This is a genomic window from Roseofilum sp. (assembly GCF_982964205.1).
In genome coordinates this window covers 90,800-108,395 of the sequence record NZ_CEZBFX010000003.1, presented here as the reverse complement: position 1 = coordinate 108,395, position 17,596 = coordinate 90,800, and the positions used below count along the sequence as shown (strand labels likewise).

The following is a 17,596-nucleotide window of genomic DNA, read 5'->3' as shown; positions in this document are numbered from 1 at the left end:
TAATATGGTAACAAAAAAAAGTCACATTACCAACTCCCAAAATACTGATTTTTTGTCATGACAGCAACTCAGCCTTCACTCTTGCCACAGCGTACCGTTGATGAGTTTATCATTACGATTGAGAAACTCATTGAGGAAATTCAGGATCTTTACTGTCTAGATGAAATTCCTTGGGTGATAGGATACAGTGGTGGTAAGGATTCAACCGTAATTTTACAGCTTATCTGGAATGCCTTATCTAGACTACCGATAGAGCGCAGAACTAAAACAGTTCATGTCATCACCACAGATACTTTAGTTGAAAATCCTATTGTTGCTGCTTGGGTAAAAGAATCGATCAGAAATCTTAGAAAGTCGGCAAAAGAGCAGGCAATGCCCATTGAGGCTCACTTACTTTATCCAAATTTCAAAGATAGTTTTTGGGTTTGTTTGCTGGGTAAAGGGTATCCTGCGCCTCGCCCAGGTTTTCGGTGGTGTACAGATAGAATGAAAATTCAGCCAGTGAACTTCTTTATCCGAGACGTGATTAGAACTTATGGTGAAACGATTGTTGTTTTAGGAATTCGTAAAGCGGAAAGTTTTGTACGTGCAACACGGATAGAAAAATATGAAGCTAAAAGAGTGCGTGAGCGCTTAAGTCCTAATCCCTGCTTACCTAATTCCTTAATATATAGCCCAATTGAAGATTGGCGAACCGATGAAGTTTGGATGTACCTCATGCAATGGGAAAATCCTTGGGGAATCAACAACAAAGATCTATTTTCTATGTATCGGGGAGCAACTGCCGATAACGAATGCCCCCTAGTCGTCGATACTTCAACTCCGAGTTGTGGAAGTTCTCGGTTTGGTTGCTGGGTTTGTACGATGGTAAATAAGGATAAATCAATGGAAGCGATGATCCAAAATGATGAAGAAAAGGAATGGCTGCAACCCCTTTTAGATATTCGCAATGAACTAGACTTAAAAGATGATCGAGACAGACGAGATTTTCGGCGCATTTATGGAAAAGTAGAACTGTTTGAACGCAAAATACAGGGAACAGATAAAAACACAGAACTTCAACCCATTCCCGGTCCCTATAAAAAAGAATGGCGCGAATACTTACTGAGACGACTGCTCGAAGTACAGGTAAAAGTTCGCAAAACTGCACCGCCAGAAATGGGAGAAATAACATTGATAACTCTGGAAGAATTGAGCGAAATTCGCCGCATTTGGTTAGAAGAAAAACATGAATTTGAGGATAGCTTACCGCGAATTTATGAAGAAGTTACGGGAGAAGAATTTATCGATCGCCGTCCAGAGGGCGATCGTACCCTGCTCGGTATAGACGAGTGGAGCGTTCTAGAAGAAGTCACTGATAAGGACTCCATGGAATTTGAGCTACTGGCGAGACTGCTCAATACCGAACGCCAATATCAAAACAAAGGCAGTCGCTCCGGTATTTATGATGCTTTGAGCAAGTGCTTTAAATCGAGTTCTCGCGAACAAAATGAAGCCCTGAAAGATGCCTATCTTCAACATGCTATCAAAAACGCCGCTTTAGAAGGGGACGCGCAGAAAGTCGAATACTTCATTAAAAATCCTGAAAAAGCTAATCCGAACCATCCAGACAACCAACCCGAACCCGAACCCCTAACTCAACAACTCAGTTTAGGTTGGGGAGACATCAAATTTAGTTCCTCGTCTGAATCCCTATAATCAGAAACCCGGTTTCTAATTACGCTAAAAACCCCATCATTTTTAATTGATATGATTTTCTTGGAACTTGTTTTAGAAAACTTCGGCCCTTATAAGGGGAGACAAGTCCTCAACCTGCGTCCGAACGATGGTAAACCTATACTGCTGTTAGGAGGAATGAATGGAGGAGGGAAAACCACCCTTATGGATGCCATTCGCTTAGTTCTCTATGGACATCGCGCCGAATGTTCTACACGAGGAAATCTCAGTTACAGTAATTTTCTGAAACAATGTGTTAACCGCCATATTGAAGATCGAGAAAAAACTCGGTTAGAACTGTTAGTGCAGATTATTTCTGGCGATAGCAGTAAAATTGCTAAAACGGATACTCTAAACCCTGATGATCCTGACTCTCAATTCTATACTGAACTGCGAATCATCCGCTATTGGACAAGGCAAGACAGTAAAGATACCCTGGGAATTCTGAATGGTAAGGGTGAATTTCCCGAAAATACCCTCAGAGACACCTGGGATGATTATATCGAAAACTTGTTACCTTTGGGCATTTCTAATCTGTTTTTATTTGATGGCGAACAGATGAAAGAATTGGCCGATCTTGATGCTCCTCCTCCGTTAATTGTGCAAGCCATTCAATCTTTATTGGGATTAGAATTAGCCGATCGCCTGGATACCGACTTAGAGATCTTATCCCGTCGTCACCAAAAGCGGATCGCGGATAAGCAGGAATTGGGTAATTTAGAGGAAATTGACCGCCAGCTCAAGGGTTATGATGGGGACAAGGAGCGCATTGCCCAAGAAATTAAGAATACAGAACATATGCTCAAACGGGCGGTTAAAAAGGCTAAAGAAGCCGAAAATACCTTTGTTTCCGAAGGGGGGAAAATCGCCGCCGAACGCCATCAGCTTGACTTACAGAAAAAGAGCGAGGAAGCCAAAATCCAACAGACTCGGGATGCACTGGTGAGTTTAGCTGCCAGCTCCTTACCCCTGAGCTTGATTGAAGACCTGATCGAGCCGGCGATCGCTCAAGGAAAAGCGGAACAGGAGTCCCTGAAAGCACAAATTTCCCGCGATCGCATTCAGGAGCGCGATCGCCGTTTGCTCGACTATCTGCATACCCTGCAACTTCCAGATTCCCAAACCACAGATATTGAAGCTTTTTTACAGCAAGATTACCACAGTTTAGCTCAAGAAATACTAGCCCCCGAAAACACCTGGTTGCACGCCACACCCGAAGAGCTAGAAACCCTAGAAAAACTAATGATCTACGATATTCCCACGCAACGGGAAAAAGCCAATGCGGAATCCAAATATCTAGAAAAATTAGAACAGCAACTGATGGATATCGAGCGCAAACTCACCGTTGCTGCTTCTCCCGAACGCTACCAAGAATTAATGAATAAAAAAGAACAAACCAACGACAAAAAGACCAAATTAGAAATTGATTTAGAATACAAACATCGGCAACTGCGAGAGCTTGAGCGCAGCATCGACGAAGCGAAAAAGAAACTCAAAGAGTACAGCGATAAATTTCTGAAGCGGGAAAATGCGACCCATATCATCAATTCCATTGCTAGGGTGAAAACGATACTAGAAAAATATCGAGAAAAATTGACCCTGAAAAAGCTCAATAAGCTTGAAAACCAAGTTACTGAATGCTTCCGCTACCTACTTCACAAATCTGACCTCGTTCAGCGCGTCGTGATTAGTACTGAAGATTACAGCTTATCCTTGTATGATTGCGAGGGGCAACCCCTGCCCAAACACCGCCTATCTGCTGGAGAAAAGCAATTATTGGCGATCGCCTTTCTTTGGGGACTGGCTAGAGTCTCCGGTCGCCAACTTCCCGTAGCTATTGATACTCCACTTGGTCGCCTAGATTCCTCCCACCGCCAAAACCTGATCGAGCGCTACTTTCCCAGCGCCTCCCATCAAGTTATTCTCTTGTCTACTGATACCGAAATTGCCCCAACTGAAGTCAAAAATCTACGCTATCAAGAAGCCATTAGTCGCGAATATCTACTGAAATACAACCCCACTGACGGCCAAACCACCATCGAAGACGGTTATTTTTGGTAAAGGATAGGGAGACAGGGGTGAGGGAACAATAGACCCATCCGGATTGTATCAATCTTAATATTCTTCTGTAAAAATTTCCGACAAAGGACAAGCAAACTCAGGCAATAAAGGAGAGGTTAACACATCCTCAATTAATAGAGTTAATTCTAATTTCAAAATCCCATTCTTGCGGCGATAGACCTCTATCTGTTTAGCTCTCCAGTTAGCAATCCAGTATTCTAAAACTCCCCTAGATGAATAGAGTTTTAACTTCACTTGGCGATCGCGCCTTTCATTTTCTGTACCTGCCGATAAAACCTCGATCGCCAGTTCAGGTGCGCCCCGGAAATGTCCAGATTCATCCACTAAGGACGTATACGTTTCCTTCTGCATCCAAATCACATCCGGAATCACATCATCCCCCTCGCTAAACAATACACCCGCACCCATAACTGCATACCCTAACCCAGTTCTTTTTGACCAAGTTTTCAACTCATAGTAAAGATTTCCACAGGTATCTTGATGCTTATTATGAGGCGCTCTAGTCACGAATAGTTCTCCATCAATAATTTCATAGCGGTTGCTATTATCAGGCAGTAAATCCAGGTCAGAACTTGTCCAACGTAATTGAGTTTCTCGGTTAGAAGTGGCGATCAATTCGTTCATGGCACTATAACGCTACGCGCTGGTAATGGATAAATTTTTAAGCAGTAGGGTACGTGAGCAACAGCGTAACGCACCCTACATAAACTAGAGATTAGAGGGCTTCGGTTAACTGGGTTTTCGCTGTTTCTAAAGCTGTGGGTAACTGACTGGGATCGCGCCCTCCGGCTTGGGCTAAATTGGGTCGCCCACCGCCTCCACCGCCACAAATTTTGGCAATTTGACCGATAAATTTACCGGCTTGTAAGCCCTTTTGATTGACGGATTTACTGAAGGCAGCGACTAAACTGACTTTATCGGCTTCGGGAACGGAACCTAAAACGACAGCGCCTTCACCGAGCTTTTGTAATAACCGTTCGGCAGCCGTTTTGAGGGAATTGGGATCGACATCAAGCTGTGCAACTAATACCTGTACTTCACCGACAGATTCTGCTTGGGAAAGCAATTGATCCGATTTGGCGATCGCCAATTCTCCCTGTACTTGCTCTAACTGCTTCTGTGTTGCTTTTAACTCAGTTTGCAGACTACTGACCCGCTCCACCAACTCCTCGGGTTTGGCTTTGAAGCGATCGCCCAATTCCCGAACCACCGCATCCCGCACTTGCAGATACTCCCGCACCGCAGCCCCAGAAACCGCCTCAATCCGGCGCACTCCTGAAGAAATCCCAGTTTCGGAGATAATCTTAAACAAGCCAATTTCTGCCGTGTTCTGCACGTGGGTTCCCCCGCACAGCTCCATGGACACCCCTGGATAGTCCACCACGCGCACCGTATCGCCATATTTCTCGCCAAACATGGCTGTTGCACCCTTATCCTTCGCCCGATCGAAAGGCATAATTTGTACATCCGCCCCGTGCGCTTCACTAATCCAAGTATTCACCAAATCCTCAATTTGCTCTAACTCTTGAGCCGTGAGAGCGCGGGGACAATTGAAATCAAAGCGCAGACGGTCAAACCCGACCGCAGACCCGGCTTGACCAATATCAGGATCGACAATTTTCTTCAAGGCAGCTTGTAACAAATGGGTCGCCGTATGATTGGCTTGGGCCCGCATCCGACAAGCGCGATCGATCTGCGCGGTTACTGAGTCTCCCAGGCTTACGATTCCCCGTTCAATACGGCCAAAATGGATAAAGAAATCCGACTCTTTTTGCACATCATCAATCCGAATTAACACATCCGATCCCGACAAATAACCGAGATCGCCCACTTGTCCCCCGGATTCTGCGTAAAATGGAGTTTTATCTAAGACGATCTGTACTGACATTCCCGCTTCAGCAATTTCCACGGACTTTCCGTCTACTAAAAGCGCCTGAATTTGCGCCATCCCCGACCGTTCCGTATATCCCGTAAACTGAGTCGGATGGATATGTTCAGCCAACCGATCCAAAGACCCTTGCACCATCAAATCAATGGTTTCATGGGCCCCTTGAGAAGTCTCTATTTGGAGTTGCATCGATGAGTTGAACCCTTCCTGATTTACGGTCAACCCTTGTTCTTCAGCTATTTCCATGGTTAATTCCAAGGGGAAACCGTAGGTATCATAAAGCTTAAATGCATCTTTACCCAAAATTTCCGTTTGTCCTGCCTTTAAGACCTTTTCAATCATCTCTTGCAGCAGCTTTTCACCCCGTTCTAAGGTGGTTAAAAAGCGCGATTCTTCCTGCTGTAATTGCGATTTAATCAGGGTTTCCCGCTCCCGCACATTGGGGTAAGCTCCTTCGGAAAGGGAGATCGCCACTTCAGCCACTTTTTCCGTAAATAATTCCGTAATTCCCAACAACCGGCCGTGACGCACTACCCGACGAATTAACCGACGCAGAATGTAGCCCCGGCCAATATTGGACGCACTCACGCCATCAGAAATCAAATGTACCACAGCGCGCACATGATCCCCAATCACTTTCAGGGAAACCTTCGTTTTTTCATCACTTTTGTCATATTCAATTCCGGCACAGTTCGCTGCGGCTTCAATAATCGGAAAAATCAAATCTGTCTCATAATTATTGGGCACATCTTGGAGAATTTGCGCCATCCGCTCCAACCCCAGTCCCGTATCAATATTTTGGTTTTGCAGGGGCGTTAAATTGCCTTCAGAATCCCGGTTATATTGCATAAAAACCAGGTTATAGAATTCAATAAATCGGGTATCATCTTCGAGATCTAAGGTTTCATCTCCCAATTCTGGGTGAAAATCATAGTAAATTTCCGAACAGGGGCCGCAGGGGCCAGTGGGGCCAGATTTCCAGAAATTATCCTCTTCTCCCATGCGCTGAATGCGATAGGCGGGAATGCCAATTCGATCGCGCCAGATAGCAAAGGCTTCATCATCATCTCGGAATACACTGACAACTAAACGCTCTGGGGGGAGTTGAAACACCTTGGTGGAGAGTTCCCAAGCATAGGCGATCGCTTGTTCCTTAAAATAATCCCCAAAGCTAAAGTTGCCCAACATCTCAAAAAAGGTATGATGCCTGGCAGTACGTCCCACATTCTCAATATCATTGGTGCGGATACATTTCTGAGACGTGGTAGCACGGGGAACTTCAGCCGCACGCTGACCCAAAAATATGGGCTTAAACGGCAACATTCCGGCGATCGTCAATAATACGGTCGGGTCTTCAGGAATGAGGGACGCGCTCGGTAAAATCTTGTGAGAGCGCTGGTGATAAAAATCGAGAAAGGTTTGCCGAATTTCAGCACCGGTCAGGGATGGAAGAGATGGAGCCATAGCAGTTTCCAAGTTATAATACATCTTTATTTTAAGAGAAACCTGGCACGCGATCGCCCATGTCTATTATCGAAACTCAGCACCCAACAACCCCTGTACCCGAAATCACAGAAGATGCTATCTTTCCTTCAGGTGAAATAGAAAGTGATGAACCGGAATTGGAAAGTTATCTCCACTTAGCCCAACTGATGGTACTGCTAAACAGTTTAGAGTGGCATTGGCAATCTCGCCAAGACTTCTTTGCTGCCGGTAACCTCAGTATTTATTACACTCCTCCCGGACAGAATGTTCCCCGCGTTCGCGGCCCGGATTTTTTCGTCGCTATGAACACCGAGCGCAAACCGCGAAAAAGTTGGGTCGTCTGGCAAGAAGGGGGCAAGTATCCCGATGCGATTGTTGAAATTTTATCTCCAAGTACCGCCCAAACCGACCGTACAAAGAAAAAGAAAATTTACCAAGACACCTTTGGCACTCCCAACTATTTCTGGTTTGACCCCAACCCAGAAAGTTTAGAATTCAAAGGCTTCCATTTAGTCAATGGCAAATATGAAGAAATTCAACCCAACGAACAAGGCTTGTTGTGGAGTGAGCCGTTAGGATTATATTTAGGAATTTATCGCCAACAACTCCGTTGGTTTACGCCTGAAGGTGAGTTAGTTCTAACGCCTGGGGAGAGTGCTGCACAAGAAAGAAAAGCTAAGGAAGAATTGCAAGCAACTAACCAAGAATTGCAAGAACAACTCCAACAAATGGAAGCCATGCTAGCCCAATATCGAGAACAATTGCGAGACTTGTCTGAAGACAGATAACCCAAGGCGGGTAGGGTGGCTCTGTCGATCGACAATCTGCTAACAACGTTAGAATTGAATAGGCGATCGCGCCTACCTTTTTAATTCAACTGCTTCGAGTGGCGATCCAACCGCCAAATAGATAGGTTTGGTAAAATTTTAGGGGCTTGATAAAGCCGGCCTGATTTAAAAGAGAAAATAATTCCCTCTCGGAGATAAAGTCTACATCTCTTTCTATATGTTCTCGATCCCGATCCAATTGCTCTTCAGAGATACCATGGCGTGCGTAAGACATGAGCCAAGCATTCAGCAATCGACGAAATTCAAGCGTTTCTCGATCGCCAAACAGATCGGCGATCGCTAGAATTGCCCCGGGCTTCAAATTCCTAGCAAGTGAACTGAAGTAGGCTAACTTTTCTTGCTTATCTCTAATGAAGTGAGCAACAAAGATAGATGATGCGCCATCAAATCCACCGGGGAATTTATAGTCATTCACCTTGCTGTTGACCAATGTGACTCGACTCTCCATCTCCAAATTTTTGATCCTCTGATGGCAAGCATTGAGCATATCGCAAGAAGCATCAACAGCAACAAAACTCCAGTTGGGAAAAACTTTTCCGAGGTTTACGATTTCTTTCCCAGTTCCAGCCCCTGCCGAAAGAAAATTAGCATTTTCTGGTAATTCTTGCAACCAAGGGATTAACATTTGATGTAAAGCATCATAACTGGGACAAAATGAGTGAATTTTACGATCGTATTGAGCAGAAAAGTTTTCATCAAAGTACTGGGTGACATCAAATTGATTTTGTGCTTGGGTCATAACTATTCCCTATTCCTTAGCACGAAGCGCTGTAATATTATAGATCCTCTCTAGTATAGCAGGAGTGAATTCTTTTATCTAATTTGATGCATTAGAAAAAGATGGAGAGGAAGGGGAAGAATAACCCCATGCCCTCATCCATCGATAATGCACTATTTTAGATGAAAGACTCCACTCCGATTCTAGCTTTATTTTGAGGGAGAAGAAAGGGACAAACTTGACATCTGAATTAACGGGCGATCGCCATATAACAGCTCTGGATACTTTTCCCCCAACTCAGATAGTACCTTAAAATGCATCTCTTCCCCAATTCCCAAAGACAAGCGTACCTGAGTCAACAACTCTAAAGACTCCTGAGAACCTGTCATCTTCTTCTCTAACATTTCCCGCAAAATTCCTTGGTAAACCCGCACCTTAGACCCTTGACTAAATCCAGGCAGTACCTTAGCCAAAACATAGACTTCTTCTGCTTTGAGATCCTCTAAAGAACGATTTTCTAGGAATTCAGAAAAATTGAAGTCTAACTTACTCAGTTGCCGACGCAAGCTACTGGCTACACTCTCTTTATGGTAGGTACTTAACGAGCGATTCCAAGTTCGATAAAACCAGGTAGCGCTTAAAATTGGAACCAGAGCTTGAATTCCCCACTCTAGCCATTTTGGAAATAACTCTAACGTAGAATGGGTTCCCACAGAAAAGAGAAAGTTAAATGTCACAAAGGTGGAAAATGAAAATAGATGATGGCGCACTTTTTCTACTGAAAATTCTCGGTCTTGGCGTAGACAATAGGCTTTATAGGCTTTTTCTAGACGGCATAAGATTCCATAACTCCCTAACGTGAACACTGAAAATGTCAGAGGAACGGCAATCAATCTGGGAATGGGAATTGCCCGATTGAATCCATAGAATCCAGGGGTCAAGATTCGTTGCACTTGCTCCCCATCATGGGTCCAAGCCCCAGAGAAAAAGTAGTCTAAGTCCCCAGCATAGAAAATGTAATATAAATAAAATGCCAACACTAGCCCCACATAGCCATAATGGAAAAACTTACGCTGTGAGTCTTTCAAAGAGTCCCAATAACTGCGTTCTGCGTCAATGTCAAAGCAAGCAGATTTACAGGCAACGCAAGCACTTTTTTCTTTCCCGGTTTCATCGATCGCCCGGCACATGGATTGGGTAATCTTAGAGGTGGTTTTTTCATGGGCCGGACTGCCCCATAATGCCCTGGGACCGGTGTAGAATAATTCCACTGGCCCCATGGGGCAAACATATTGACACCAGGTTTTACCCGCGAATAAATAGCCGACAATTATACTGGCTAAAATAGTGGCACTCAGAAAAGCAGCCAACAGGAGACGATGGGAGTCTAAAAATAACATTCTCAGGCACAAACCGACAAACAGAAATCCAAACTGAAAGGCGATATGATGGCGACCAAGCCAAGAGTTGGGGTCAATTTTTACTGCTTCAGAGCGCACTTTACCGGTGCGAGGATTGGTGGTTTGTTTTTGCCGTTGAATTCCCCATAAACGAGGCAGTTGGGAAAAGAAGGATAGGGGACACATTCTGCGCCAACTTTCATGACCGAAGAGAAAAACGATACAGATGACTGCACCGATAATGACCCCCCAAAAGAGTCGGGTGGCGATCGCATAGGGACGCTCAATAAAACACTGCCCTTGCACCGTCATCACCTCGTGACACTCTTTGGGATCGAATAACCTCGGATCGAGACGCAGTAAGCTCCAGTGGGTATCGGGATGGGTTAACAGGGGTGAAATGGGGTCATAGATCAGAGACACAATTAAAAGCAACCAGGCGATCGCCAACAGCGATCGTACCTTTCTCATCTGCTTCTCAGGAACATTCTGTAACATCGTCAGTACCTCCTTGAACTTGTCTCCATCCTAGGAAACACAGCTAGAGGATGACCTGACTCTAAACACCCAAATCCACCTCACACTAGCACTAACCCCCCCTTCACAAAAAGACTAGAGCGGTCTAGTTCCAAAGGACTAGGCGATCGGTTATCGGGACTTAAACAAGAAAAATGTTCAAAGATACGGGACATCGTAAAAGTTATATTAAGGCTTATAGACTGTATGGGTAAATTGTTGAAATTCTTCAAGGGTGGGAACGCTTGCTTGATGCCGTTCCAGCGTGTAGTCACCGCTGCCAACTTCGAGTTGCTGAAGGAAGCGCAACATACCAACGACTCCGAGCGAATCAGTCAAAGCTTTGTAGCCATTTTTTCTAATTTCAGCTTGTTTCATGGTTTGTATTTTCCTCTTGTAATCGGTTCATCAACCAAACAACTGGATTTTCAACCGGGATAGTCACTATTTCAGGATATTGCTTGGCTTTTCGCAGAAGTCGATCGTCGGTGGTCAGAAAAATATCGACGGACGCTGACTGGGCAAATGCCAAATGCAAGGCATCGTAGAGCTTAAATCCTAGCTGCATCAACTCCTGGGCAGAAGTTTCAATTTCTGGCGTGGAGGAGAGATGGGTTTGAGCAATGGATAAGGTAGCTTCTAGCTGTTCTTGCTTGGATGAATCGGTATTTCTGGCGATTTCAAACCGAATTGCATCACTACTGAGTAGTAACCACTCTCGATCTTCGCATTTTTGGAGGATAGACAGCATTGCTTCAGCTTCAAGTTTGACTTTTGATTGTTGCAAGTCATCCAGTGGACGGTTGAGGCAACAGATATCAGGATAAATGACATAGGCCTGGCTCATGGCTCACCTCGAACGATCTGCAATTCGGCTTTGCCGGTTGCAGCATCCGTAGTGATAACGGGGATGAATCCATTGGGGTCAAACTTAGGAGCCAATAGCATTCCTTCTTCGACAGCTTCAACGGAAGTCCGGGCAGCAATATTGTGATGACATTAGCACAAAAGAATGAGAATAATAATTATCGCATAATTTGGCAAACTACATCTGTTACAACCAGTTGCCTCCCCAAGCCAGAAGCATCGAAAAGGCGATCGCGGCTACCTGCGGAACGGAGGATACAATCGAACAGAGCCGATCGCGTAATTATGAATGGTGCGTTATGCGGAAATATGATTGATTTGTCACCATTCACATTTTCTGGCCGCATAACACACCCTACCTATGATGGTGTTGTCCCCGGTAGGGTGTGTTGCGGCATCGATAAATTATGGGTTTTCACGATAAATATTGACCTGGCCGCAACGCACCACCCCCACCAACAAATCCCATCAATAAATATGTGAATTTAACCCAAAATTGAATTCGGGGTTCTGTCGATGGTGTCGCCCTCGGTAGGGTGTGTTGCGGCATCGATAAATTATGGGTTTTCACGATAAATATTGACCTAGCCGCAACGCACCACCCCCACCGACAAATCCTTTAGACGTATAACAGTTGCTTGCACGACTTCTTATTGGACTGTTTAAAACTACTGATAAAAAAATTACCTATATTGGTTAGTTCGTCATGATTAAAACTACAATTTTTGTCTGGTTTACAGACATCTTCGCAATACATATCAAATAACTCGCTTAACGACAACATATTGTTGATATTGTAATATTTGTCCGTAATAGAATATTTATACCACGCAAGCGAACTATCGATTACTTTCGCCACATCCATATAAACTGTCGCAAACGTTTCATTAGCAGTCTGCATACTATAATTTTTTGCTGCTATTTTGTGGCCATTAGATAAAGATTGCTCCGTTATTATTCCCTCTTGTTGCAAGTCCAGCCGAAAGTTTTTATACGTCAGAATCGTATCTTTTCAAATCTTATAGTTGAATTTCATGTACCAAAACGCACGAACTATCCAGTTATTTACTCCAGGTTTTGTTTTTTGTCTTCTATTAATAAGACAGTTTTGGGTGGCAGTTTGTGAACTTTTTTGCCTCAAAATAGACAGGACTTACGCATGGTTAACGAAAATTCAACCTTTGAGATTGCTTCGCTGCCCCTCGTAATGACAAAAGTACGTTTTTTTGCGTAAGTCCTAATAAAGTTTCCTTCTTGAGGAAGATGACAAGGCCATTTTCCCGATTTCCAATTTCCAAAAAGCCTCAAATTCTTGGTTTTATTCAAAATTGAGATGCTCCCTAAATATTGATGCTTTGAGGAATGTTCGAGGGCAGCAAATACCTGTAAGACACAAGCCTTTGACTGTCTTCGTTTAAAATTGCCTTCTCGATGTTTGCGAGTTTCTCCTTGAAGCTATCCAAAGCCTTTTTCACTCGCTCATCCTTAAAAAGCGAGCCTGAGTAGTCCCCCAGTTTCGTGTAGTAAACCGAGCCAAGCAAATAAAGGACTGTTACTTGCAACTCCGCTCGCTCTAACGGTGGTAACAGCCCCATAAAGTTTTGCTGCTGTTGGGGTTGTGTCGGTGCTGGAGAATAGCAACCCAAAGGAAATGCTGGCGCGTAAGTCATCAAGCCGCCCTGCGGAAAATTAACAGCAGCGTGTTGAGCGCTAGCTGTAAAGATAACTGTAGAAACCGCCGTGACTAGATAATCTAGGGTTTTAATTCGACCGTCCCGTTCTTCGCCAATGTGACAACCTCCCTTAGAGAGCAATTCATGGGCCCAGCTTTGTAGTTGCTCGTCCGTCTCTACAGAGCAATCGCTTTCGTAGAACAGACGCAAATATTCATTAACCCACTGATTAATCGCATCCCAAACCCGCAGCCCGTCATCCCGGTAAGGATAAATTGGTAGCTGTTTGGAATTATTAACGCCGCGTTTTTCTAAAGTCCCAGGAAAAGCAACCTCATTAAAGTTAGCCAAGCGGCTTTGAGCCTCTTTTATAGCTAACTGAGAGTTACTGCCAATAGTAGCACCCAATAGGGAGTCAATAGGGCCTTTTGGTGCTAGTAAAAATTTATGGGCGGCGTAATTAATAAATATAGTGCCCTCTAAATGAGGCTTCAGCAAAAGCCTTACGGGATGGTTTTTATCGGCAAAGCAGCGATTAGTCGCCAGAACAAACGGCTCGACAAACAAGTGGGTTTGAGCTAAGTGAGAAATTAGCTCGTGATAATTACTGTCTGCCATTTGCAAGACAGTTTTAGCCGTCATCCAGTTGTCTCCATCCCTGGGAGTAAACACGCAGCTATCGTTTCCTGAAGCCTGTTTGCAGCGAATTGCTACGGGCAGCAAGTTCTGGTCTGAATGCTTATCTGGTGGCACTGCAAATAGAGCCACTGGAGCATACATATACTTTTGCAAGCCAGCAAAGTTACCGCTTAAGAGAACCTCCAGCTTAGAATAATCTGCCAGATAAAGTCGCCCCTCTTGTAGTGCCGCCTCTAGAGAATCCCCGAACACAATACCTTGGTATTGTTCGTGAGTAATTGACAAGCCAGAATCAACTTTTTTGATTTGCTTCAGCATAACTGGATTAGGTCCGGCTACCTGCATATAAGCAAAAACTTTATCTTGTTGAAAATTGCTTAAACTTGCCGGCTTTATGCTTAACGACCCAACTAACCTTTCGTAATCTACCAGAGTAGGATTGGGACCAGCACTTTGAGGTGGCTCTGGAAAATCCGTCGAACTTTCAATTAATTCTCGCCCTAAAAGTTTGGTAATTTCCTGGAGATGTCCGTACAATTCGCGATTGTTTTCCTCGACCTCTTCAGCTTGTTCGATGTCGCCAGCACTTAAAAAAATTGGAGACTCTTCCTCTATCCTCTTGCTTAACCAAGCATCTATTTCTTTATCAATCTTGTCAAACTCATCTTCCTCCCTAAAATTGCCTTCCAACTGAACGTCATTTGCAGCTTTAGGATACCCTTGCCATCCCTGGCCAGTATCTCCTAATCCCAGAGTTGATTTTAGTTTTAAAACAGCATTTTTTAGCTCTTCTTCTCCCTCAGCAGCTTTAATTTCTTCGCTAATCGACTCTAACGAATCAATTTCAGCCCCACTCCAACCAGGTGCACTCATAGGAGGCTTGCTTTTCTGACTCGCAATACTTGCGATTACTGAACTCAGCCATTTTTTATTGGGAAGTTCATCTTTTGCAGGCAGTTTAGGTAGTCCTGGAATTAGGCTAGGTGGTGCATCTGTCATAGCTAGAGGAGCTAGAACTTGGTAGTCGTATTCATATTTATTAGACAAAATAAGCCTATTGGCAAAAGTTCCTTGTGCCAAAAACGTTACAATGCGGTATATCGCTTTGGTAACTTCTCGCGTTAAAAAATTCACCCTTTTACTCCTTAAAAAACCCTGGTTGTCAGATTTGTAGAACCTAAAGCAGATTCTACGCCCTCGGTCAGCAACGTCTTGGAGACAAGCTCTATCGCTCCTTCTATTAATAAGACTATTTTGGGTGGCAGTTTATGAACTTTTCTACCTAAAAATAGAGAAAATTTCTTTCTTAAGGAGGACGACCGGGCCATTTTCCCGATAACAGGGCGATTTTTTCCGTAGGTAAGCTGCTGGGAACCGGAACCCAAGGCCCCCTGAAAGGCAGAGAAAGAAGCTGGGTTTTACCAAATACCGAGCGCCCCTTACCGATTAACCTTTTTTTCCCGCGTCCAATCTGGCCTGACGCAAAATAGCACCAGACCCATCTCCCGGGCAATTCAAATTGATATCTATTCTTAATCCCAGGACTTACCCATGGTTGACGAAAATTCGACGTTTGAGATTGCTTCGCTGTCGCTCGCAATGACAGAAATACGTTTTTTTGCGTAAGTCCTACCAAAATAGCCCCGACTGCCTGGGGTCGAAGAATCAAGTCCAACTTACTCCATACGCAATTTAGATTTGAGCCAGGGTTCGGGACTTACGCACAAGGAACAACGTTTGGGCCTTTGAGATTGCTCTCTCCTTGGCAACGACAGAAATGACCGTTGGAGTTCTTCTTTTGGCCTCAGTTCTGCTGGATTAACCCTTGTTGGGTTCCCCTTCGCTTCACCCAACCTACCAGAGGCAGGTTCCCCCACCGACAACTCATCCGCACTCGTCCCTTCCACATCCGCTGCCAACGAAGAACTAGAGTCCTCTGCCACTCCGTCATACTCGTTCTATCGCTCTCGCAAAATGGCCCTGGCATTAGAAACCCGCTTGCGGGCAGTCCCCTGAGAAATGGCCAACCGTTCCGCTATCTCCTTGTAAGACAGCTCCTCCTTCCAGTAGAGAAAAAAAGTCTCCCGCAACTTGGGAGATAAATTATTTACCTCTCCCTCAAAAAAAAATTCGAGATCTTGCCGCGTAGCGGCAAGATCTGGTTCTTCTTCCTGGCTAACCCATAGCTCCTCCACAATCTCGAAGACCAAGCGATCGCGCTTTTTAAGCAGGTTCGTGCAAAGATTATTCACCAATCTGACCAACCACCCCTTCACATTATCAATAGCTTTGCTGCTGGTTCGCCAACCCTCCCTAGCCCTAAGCATAGCCATACTCAGAGCATCTTCCGCCTCCGTTTGGTTCCCTCTCATGCGTCGGAGACAGCAACGGTAGAGACAGCCTTGATACTGTTGCCACTCCCGCAAAAACACCGAATCAATACCTACAGTTCTTTTGTACCTATCTAGCATCTTTGTAACTACGTCTCCTTTCGGATACAAAAAAATTAAGTTAGGCACCCCGGTTTTATCAATTTTCTGTTTGCAATTTTGTTACTTCTATTCTAGGCTCCAGGCTTGCTGTCGTCAACAACCCAAGTCACTGTCAAATTTAAAAAAGTCTTGGCAGAAGTGCCATGGACATTAGTGGAGTCAAGCACCAAACATGGAATCGAGGATTTTGGTGGGCTATTAAACAGTAGACAGTAGTTCAGGCTTCTAGCCTGATTAAGGTTAATCTAAAACTAGCTCGATTTTGAGGCAGACGAAAGAGACAAACTTGACATCGGAATTAACGGGCGATCGCCAGCAGCGTTATAACAACAACGAACTTATGACGTACTTCTACCTCTTTGAGTTGTATATTCATATGCCTAATGAACTCCGACAACAAGCCTTAAACTTTCTACGCATTGCTCTCAACAACCCCGTAGCAGAATTCAGAGAGGGACAATGGGAAGCCATTGAAACCCGAGTCGAAAATCAAGCTCGTCTCCTGGTAGTACAACGCACCGGTTGGGGCAAAAGTCTAGTCTATTTTCTCGCAACTCGCCTTCTGCGCGATCGAGGAAATGGCCCCACCCTCCTCATTTCTCCCCTACTTGCCCTCATGCGAAATCAAATCGCCGCCGCCTCCAGAATTAACATCAAAGCCGCTACCATTAACTCCAGCAATACAGAAGAATGGGAATCAGTAACAACGGAGCTACTCACCGGAAACATTCTAACGAATATAGCATCGCGAAGTGCTGTATTATTCAACTTCTAGGTGCAATATCCTGCCCACCCTACGATAATATTATTAAAAAAAAACTGAATTTTCCTTCTACTTCCCCATTGTATGATACTCCTAGCAAGCAAGCATTTATCTTAACGAATGCTTAAAAGAAGATTAAATCTAAAGAGGTGGAAAATGTGTTTAGCAGTGCCTGGAAAACTTATTAGCATCTCTGGTGAAGATCCCCTGACAAAAATGGGTCGCGTTAGCTTTGGAGGCGTAATCAAAGAAGTCAGTTTAGCCTATGTCCCCGAAGCTCAAATCCATGACTATGTATTAGTTCACGTCGGTTTTGCCCTATCAATTGTCGATCAAAATGAAGCTGAACAAACCCTAGCTGATTTACAACAAATTAATACATTCAGTTAAATAAGATTAAGAACCTATTCCAAACTGTAGGGACTTATTACATGATCGGAAAAGAATTGACTGGACTAGGAACCAAACAAATTACCCGAAAATAATCCCTGCACAATCCTAGGGTTTGC

The 17,596-nt window shown here is 44.3% G+C and carries 13 protein-coding genes and 1 pseudogene; 6 read left to right on the top strand and 8 right to left on the bottom strand.

The window, feature by feature from the left end; translation table 11 throughout:
• Positions 1-57: 57 nt before the first annotated feature.
• Positions 58-1,698 (top strand): DNA phosphorothioation system sulfurtransferase DndC, encoded by a 1,641-nt coding sequence (gene dndC, locus AC3A14_RS01640; protein WP_318731747.1) that lies wholly within the window; start codon positions 58-60, stop codon positions 1,696-1,698.
• Between the two features lie 51 nt (positions 1,699-1,749).
• Positions 1,750-3,777 carry a DNA sulfur modification protein DndD gene (gene dndD / locus AC3A14_RS01635; protein ID WP_318731748.1) on the top strand — a complete coding sequence of 676 codons (2,028 nt, stop codon included), beginning with the start codon at positions 1,750-1,752 and terminating at the stop codon, positions 3,775-3,777.
• 54 nt (positions 3,778-3,831) lie between these two features.
• Here the strand turns inward: dndD and AC3A14_RS01630 are convergent, their stop codons facing one another.
• Both AC3A14_RS01630 and alaS read right to left on the bottom strand, forming a co-directional pair.
• Positions 3,832-4,422: a Uma2 family endonuclease gene (locus AC3A14_RS01630; RefSeq protein ID WP_318731749.1), complete on the bottom strand. Its 591-nt coding sequence runs from the start codon at positions 4,420-4,422 to the stop codon at positions 3,832-3,834.
• Positions 4,423-4,513: 91 nt separating this feature from the next.
• The gene (gene alaS / locus AC3A14_RS01625; protein WP_318731750.1) at positions 4,514-7,150 is read right to left on the bottom strand and encodes an alanine--tRNA ligase; all 2,637 of its coding nucleotides are present in this window, start codon (positions 7,148-7,150) and stop codon (positions 4,514-4,516) included.
• Positions 7,151-7,209: 59 nt separating this feature from the next.
• On the opposite strand from alaS, the gene AC3A14_RS01620 reads away from it, so the two are divergent.
• Positions 7,210-7,959 carry a Uma2 family endonuclease gene (locus tag AC3A14_RS01620; protein ID WP_318698364.1) on the top strand — a complete coding sequence of 250 codons (750 nt, stop codon included), beginning with the start codon at positions 7,210-7,212 and terminating at the stop codon, positions 7,957-7,959.
• 85 nt (positions 7,960-8,044) lie between these two features.
• Here AC3A14_RS01620 and AC3A14_RS01615 read toward each other — a convergent pair whose 3' ends face one another.
• From AC3A14_RS01615 to AC3A14_RS01600, 4 genes are all read right to left on the bottom strand, one after another.
• The gene (locus AC3A14_RS01615) at positions 8,045-8,758 is read right to left on the bottom strand and encodes a class I SAM-dependent methyltransferase (protein WP_318731751.1); all 714 of its coding nucleotides are present in this window, start codon (positions 8,756-8,758) and stop codon (positions 8,045-8,047) included.
• A gap of 188 nt (positions 8,759-8,946) precedes the next feature.
• A complete protein-coding gene (locus AC3A14_RS01610) occupies positions 8,947-10,635 on the bottom strand; it encodes a 4Fe-4S binding protein (RefSeq protein WP_318731752.1) in 1,689 nt (562 codons plus the stop codon).
• A gap of 207 nt (positions 10,636-10,842) precedes the next feature.
• Positions 10,843-11,031 (bottom strand): hypothetical protein, encoded by a 189-nt coding sequence (locus tag AC3A14_RS01605; protein ID WP_318731753.1) that lies wholly within the window; start codon positions 11,029-11,031, stop codon positions 10,843-10,845.
• Positions 11,018-11,500 carry a PIN domain-containing protein gene (locus AC3A14_RS01600; protein ID WP_318731754.1) on the bottom strand — a complete coding sequence of 161 codons (483 nt, stop codon included), beginning with the start codon at positions 11,498-11,500 and terminating at the stop codon, positions 11,018-11,020. Before AC3A14_RS01600 ends, AC3A14_RS01605 begins: the two co-directional genes overlap by 14 nt.
• Before the next feature lie 190 nt (positions 11,501-11,690).
• Between AC3A14_RS01600 and AC3A14_RS01595 the strand changes: the two genes are divergently transcribed.
• Positions 11,691-11,837 (top strand): hypothetical protein, encoded by a 147-nt coding sequence (locus tag AC3A14_RS01595; RefSeq protein WP_318731755.1) that lies wholly within the window; start codon positions 11,691-11,693, stop codon positions 11,835-11,837.
• 1,023 nt (positions 11,838-12,860) lie between these two features.
• On the opposite strand, the gene AC3A14_RS01590 is transcribed toward AC3A14_RS01595, so the two are convergent.
• Together AC3A14_RS01590 and AC3A14_RS01585 are read right to left on the bottom strand one after the other, a co-directional pair.
• Positions 12,861-14,966: a lipoxygenase family protein gene (locus tag AC3A14_RS01590; protein ID WP_318731756.1), complete on the bottom strand. Its 2,106-nt coding sequence runs from the start codon at positions 14,964-14,966 to the stop codon at positions 12,861-12,863.
• A gap of 824 nt (positions 14,967-15,790) precedes the next feature.
• Positions 15,791-16,303, bottom strand: a complete 513-nt coding sequence (locus AC3A14_RS01585) for an RNA polymerase sigma factor (RefSeq protein WP_318699304.1) — start codon at positions 16,301-16,303, stop codon at positions 15,791-15,793.
• A gap of 397 nt (positions 16,304-16,700) precedes the next feature.
• Between AC3A14_RS01585 and AC3A14_RS01580 the strand changes: the two are divergent.
• Together AC3A14_RS01580 and AC3A14_RS01575 are read left to right on the top strand one after the other, a co-directional pair.
• Positions 16,701-17,054 (top strand): annotated as a pseudogene (locus AC3A14_RS01580) (DEAD/DEAH box helicase); the annotation flags it as partial.
• 189 nt (positions 17,055-17,243) lie between these two features.
• Positions 17,244-17,477, top strand: a complete 234-nt coding sequence (locus AC3A14_RS01575; protein WP_318699306.1) for a HypC/HybG/HupF family hydrogenase formation chaperone — start codon at positions 17,244-17,246, stop codon at positions 17,475-17,477.
• Positions 17,478-17,596 lie beyond the last annotated feature (119 nt).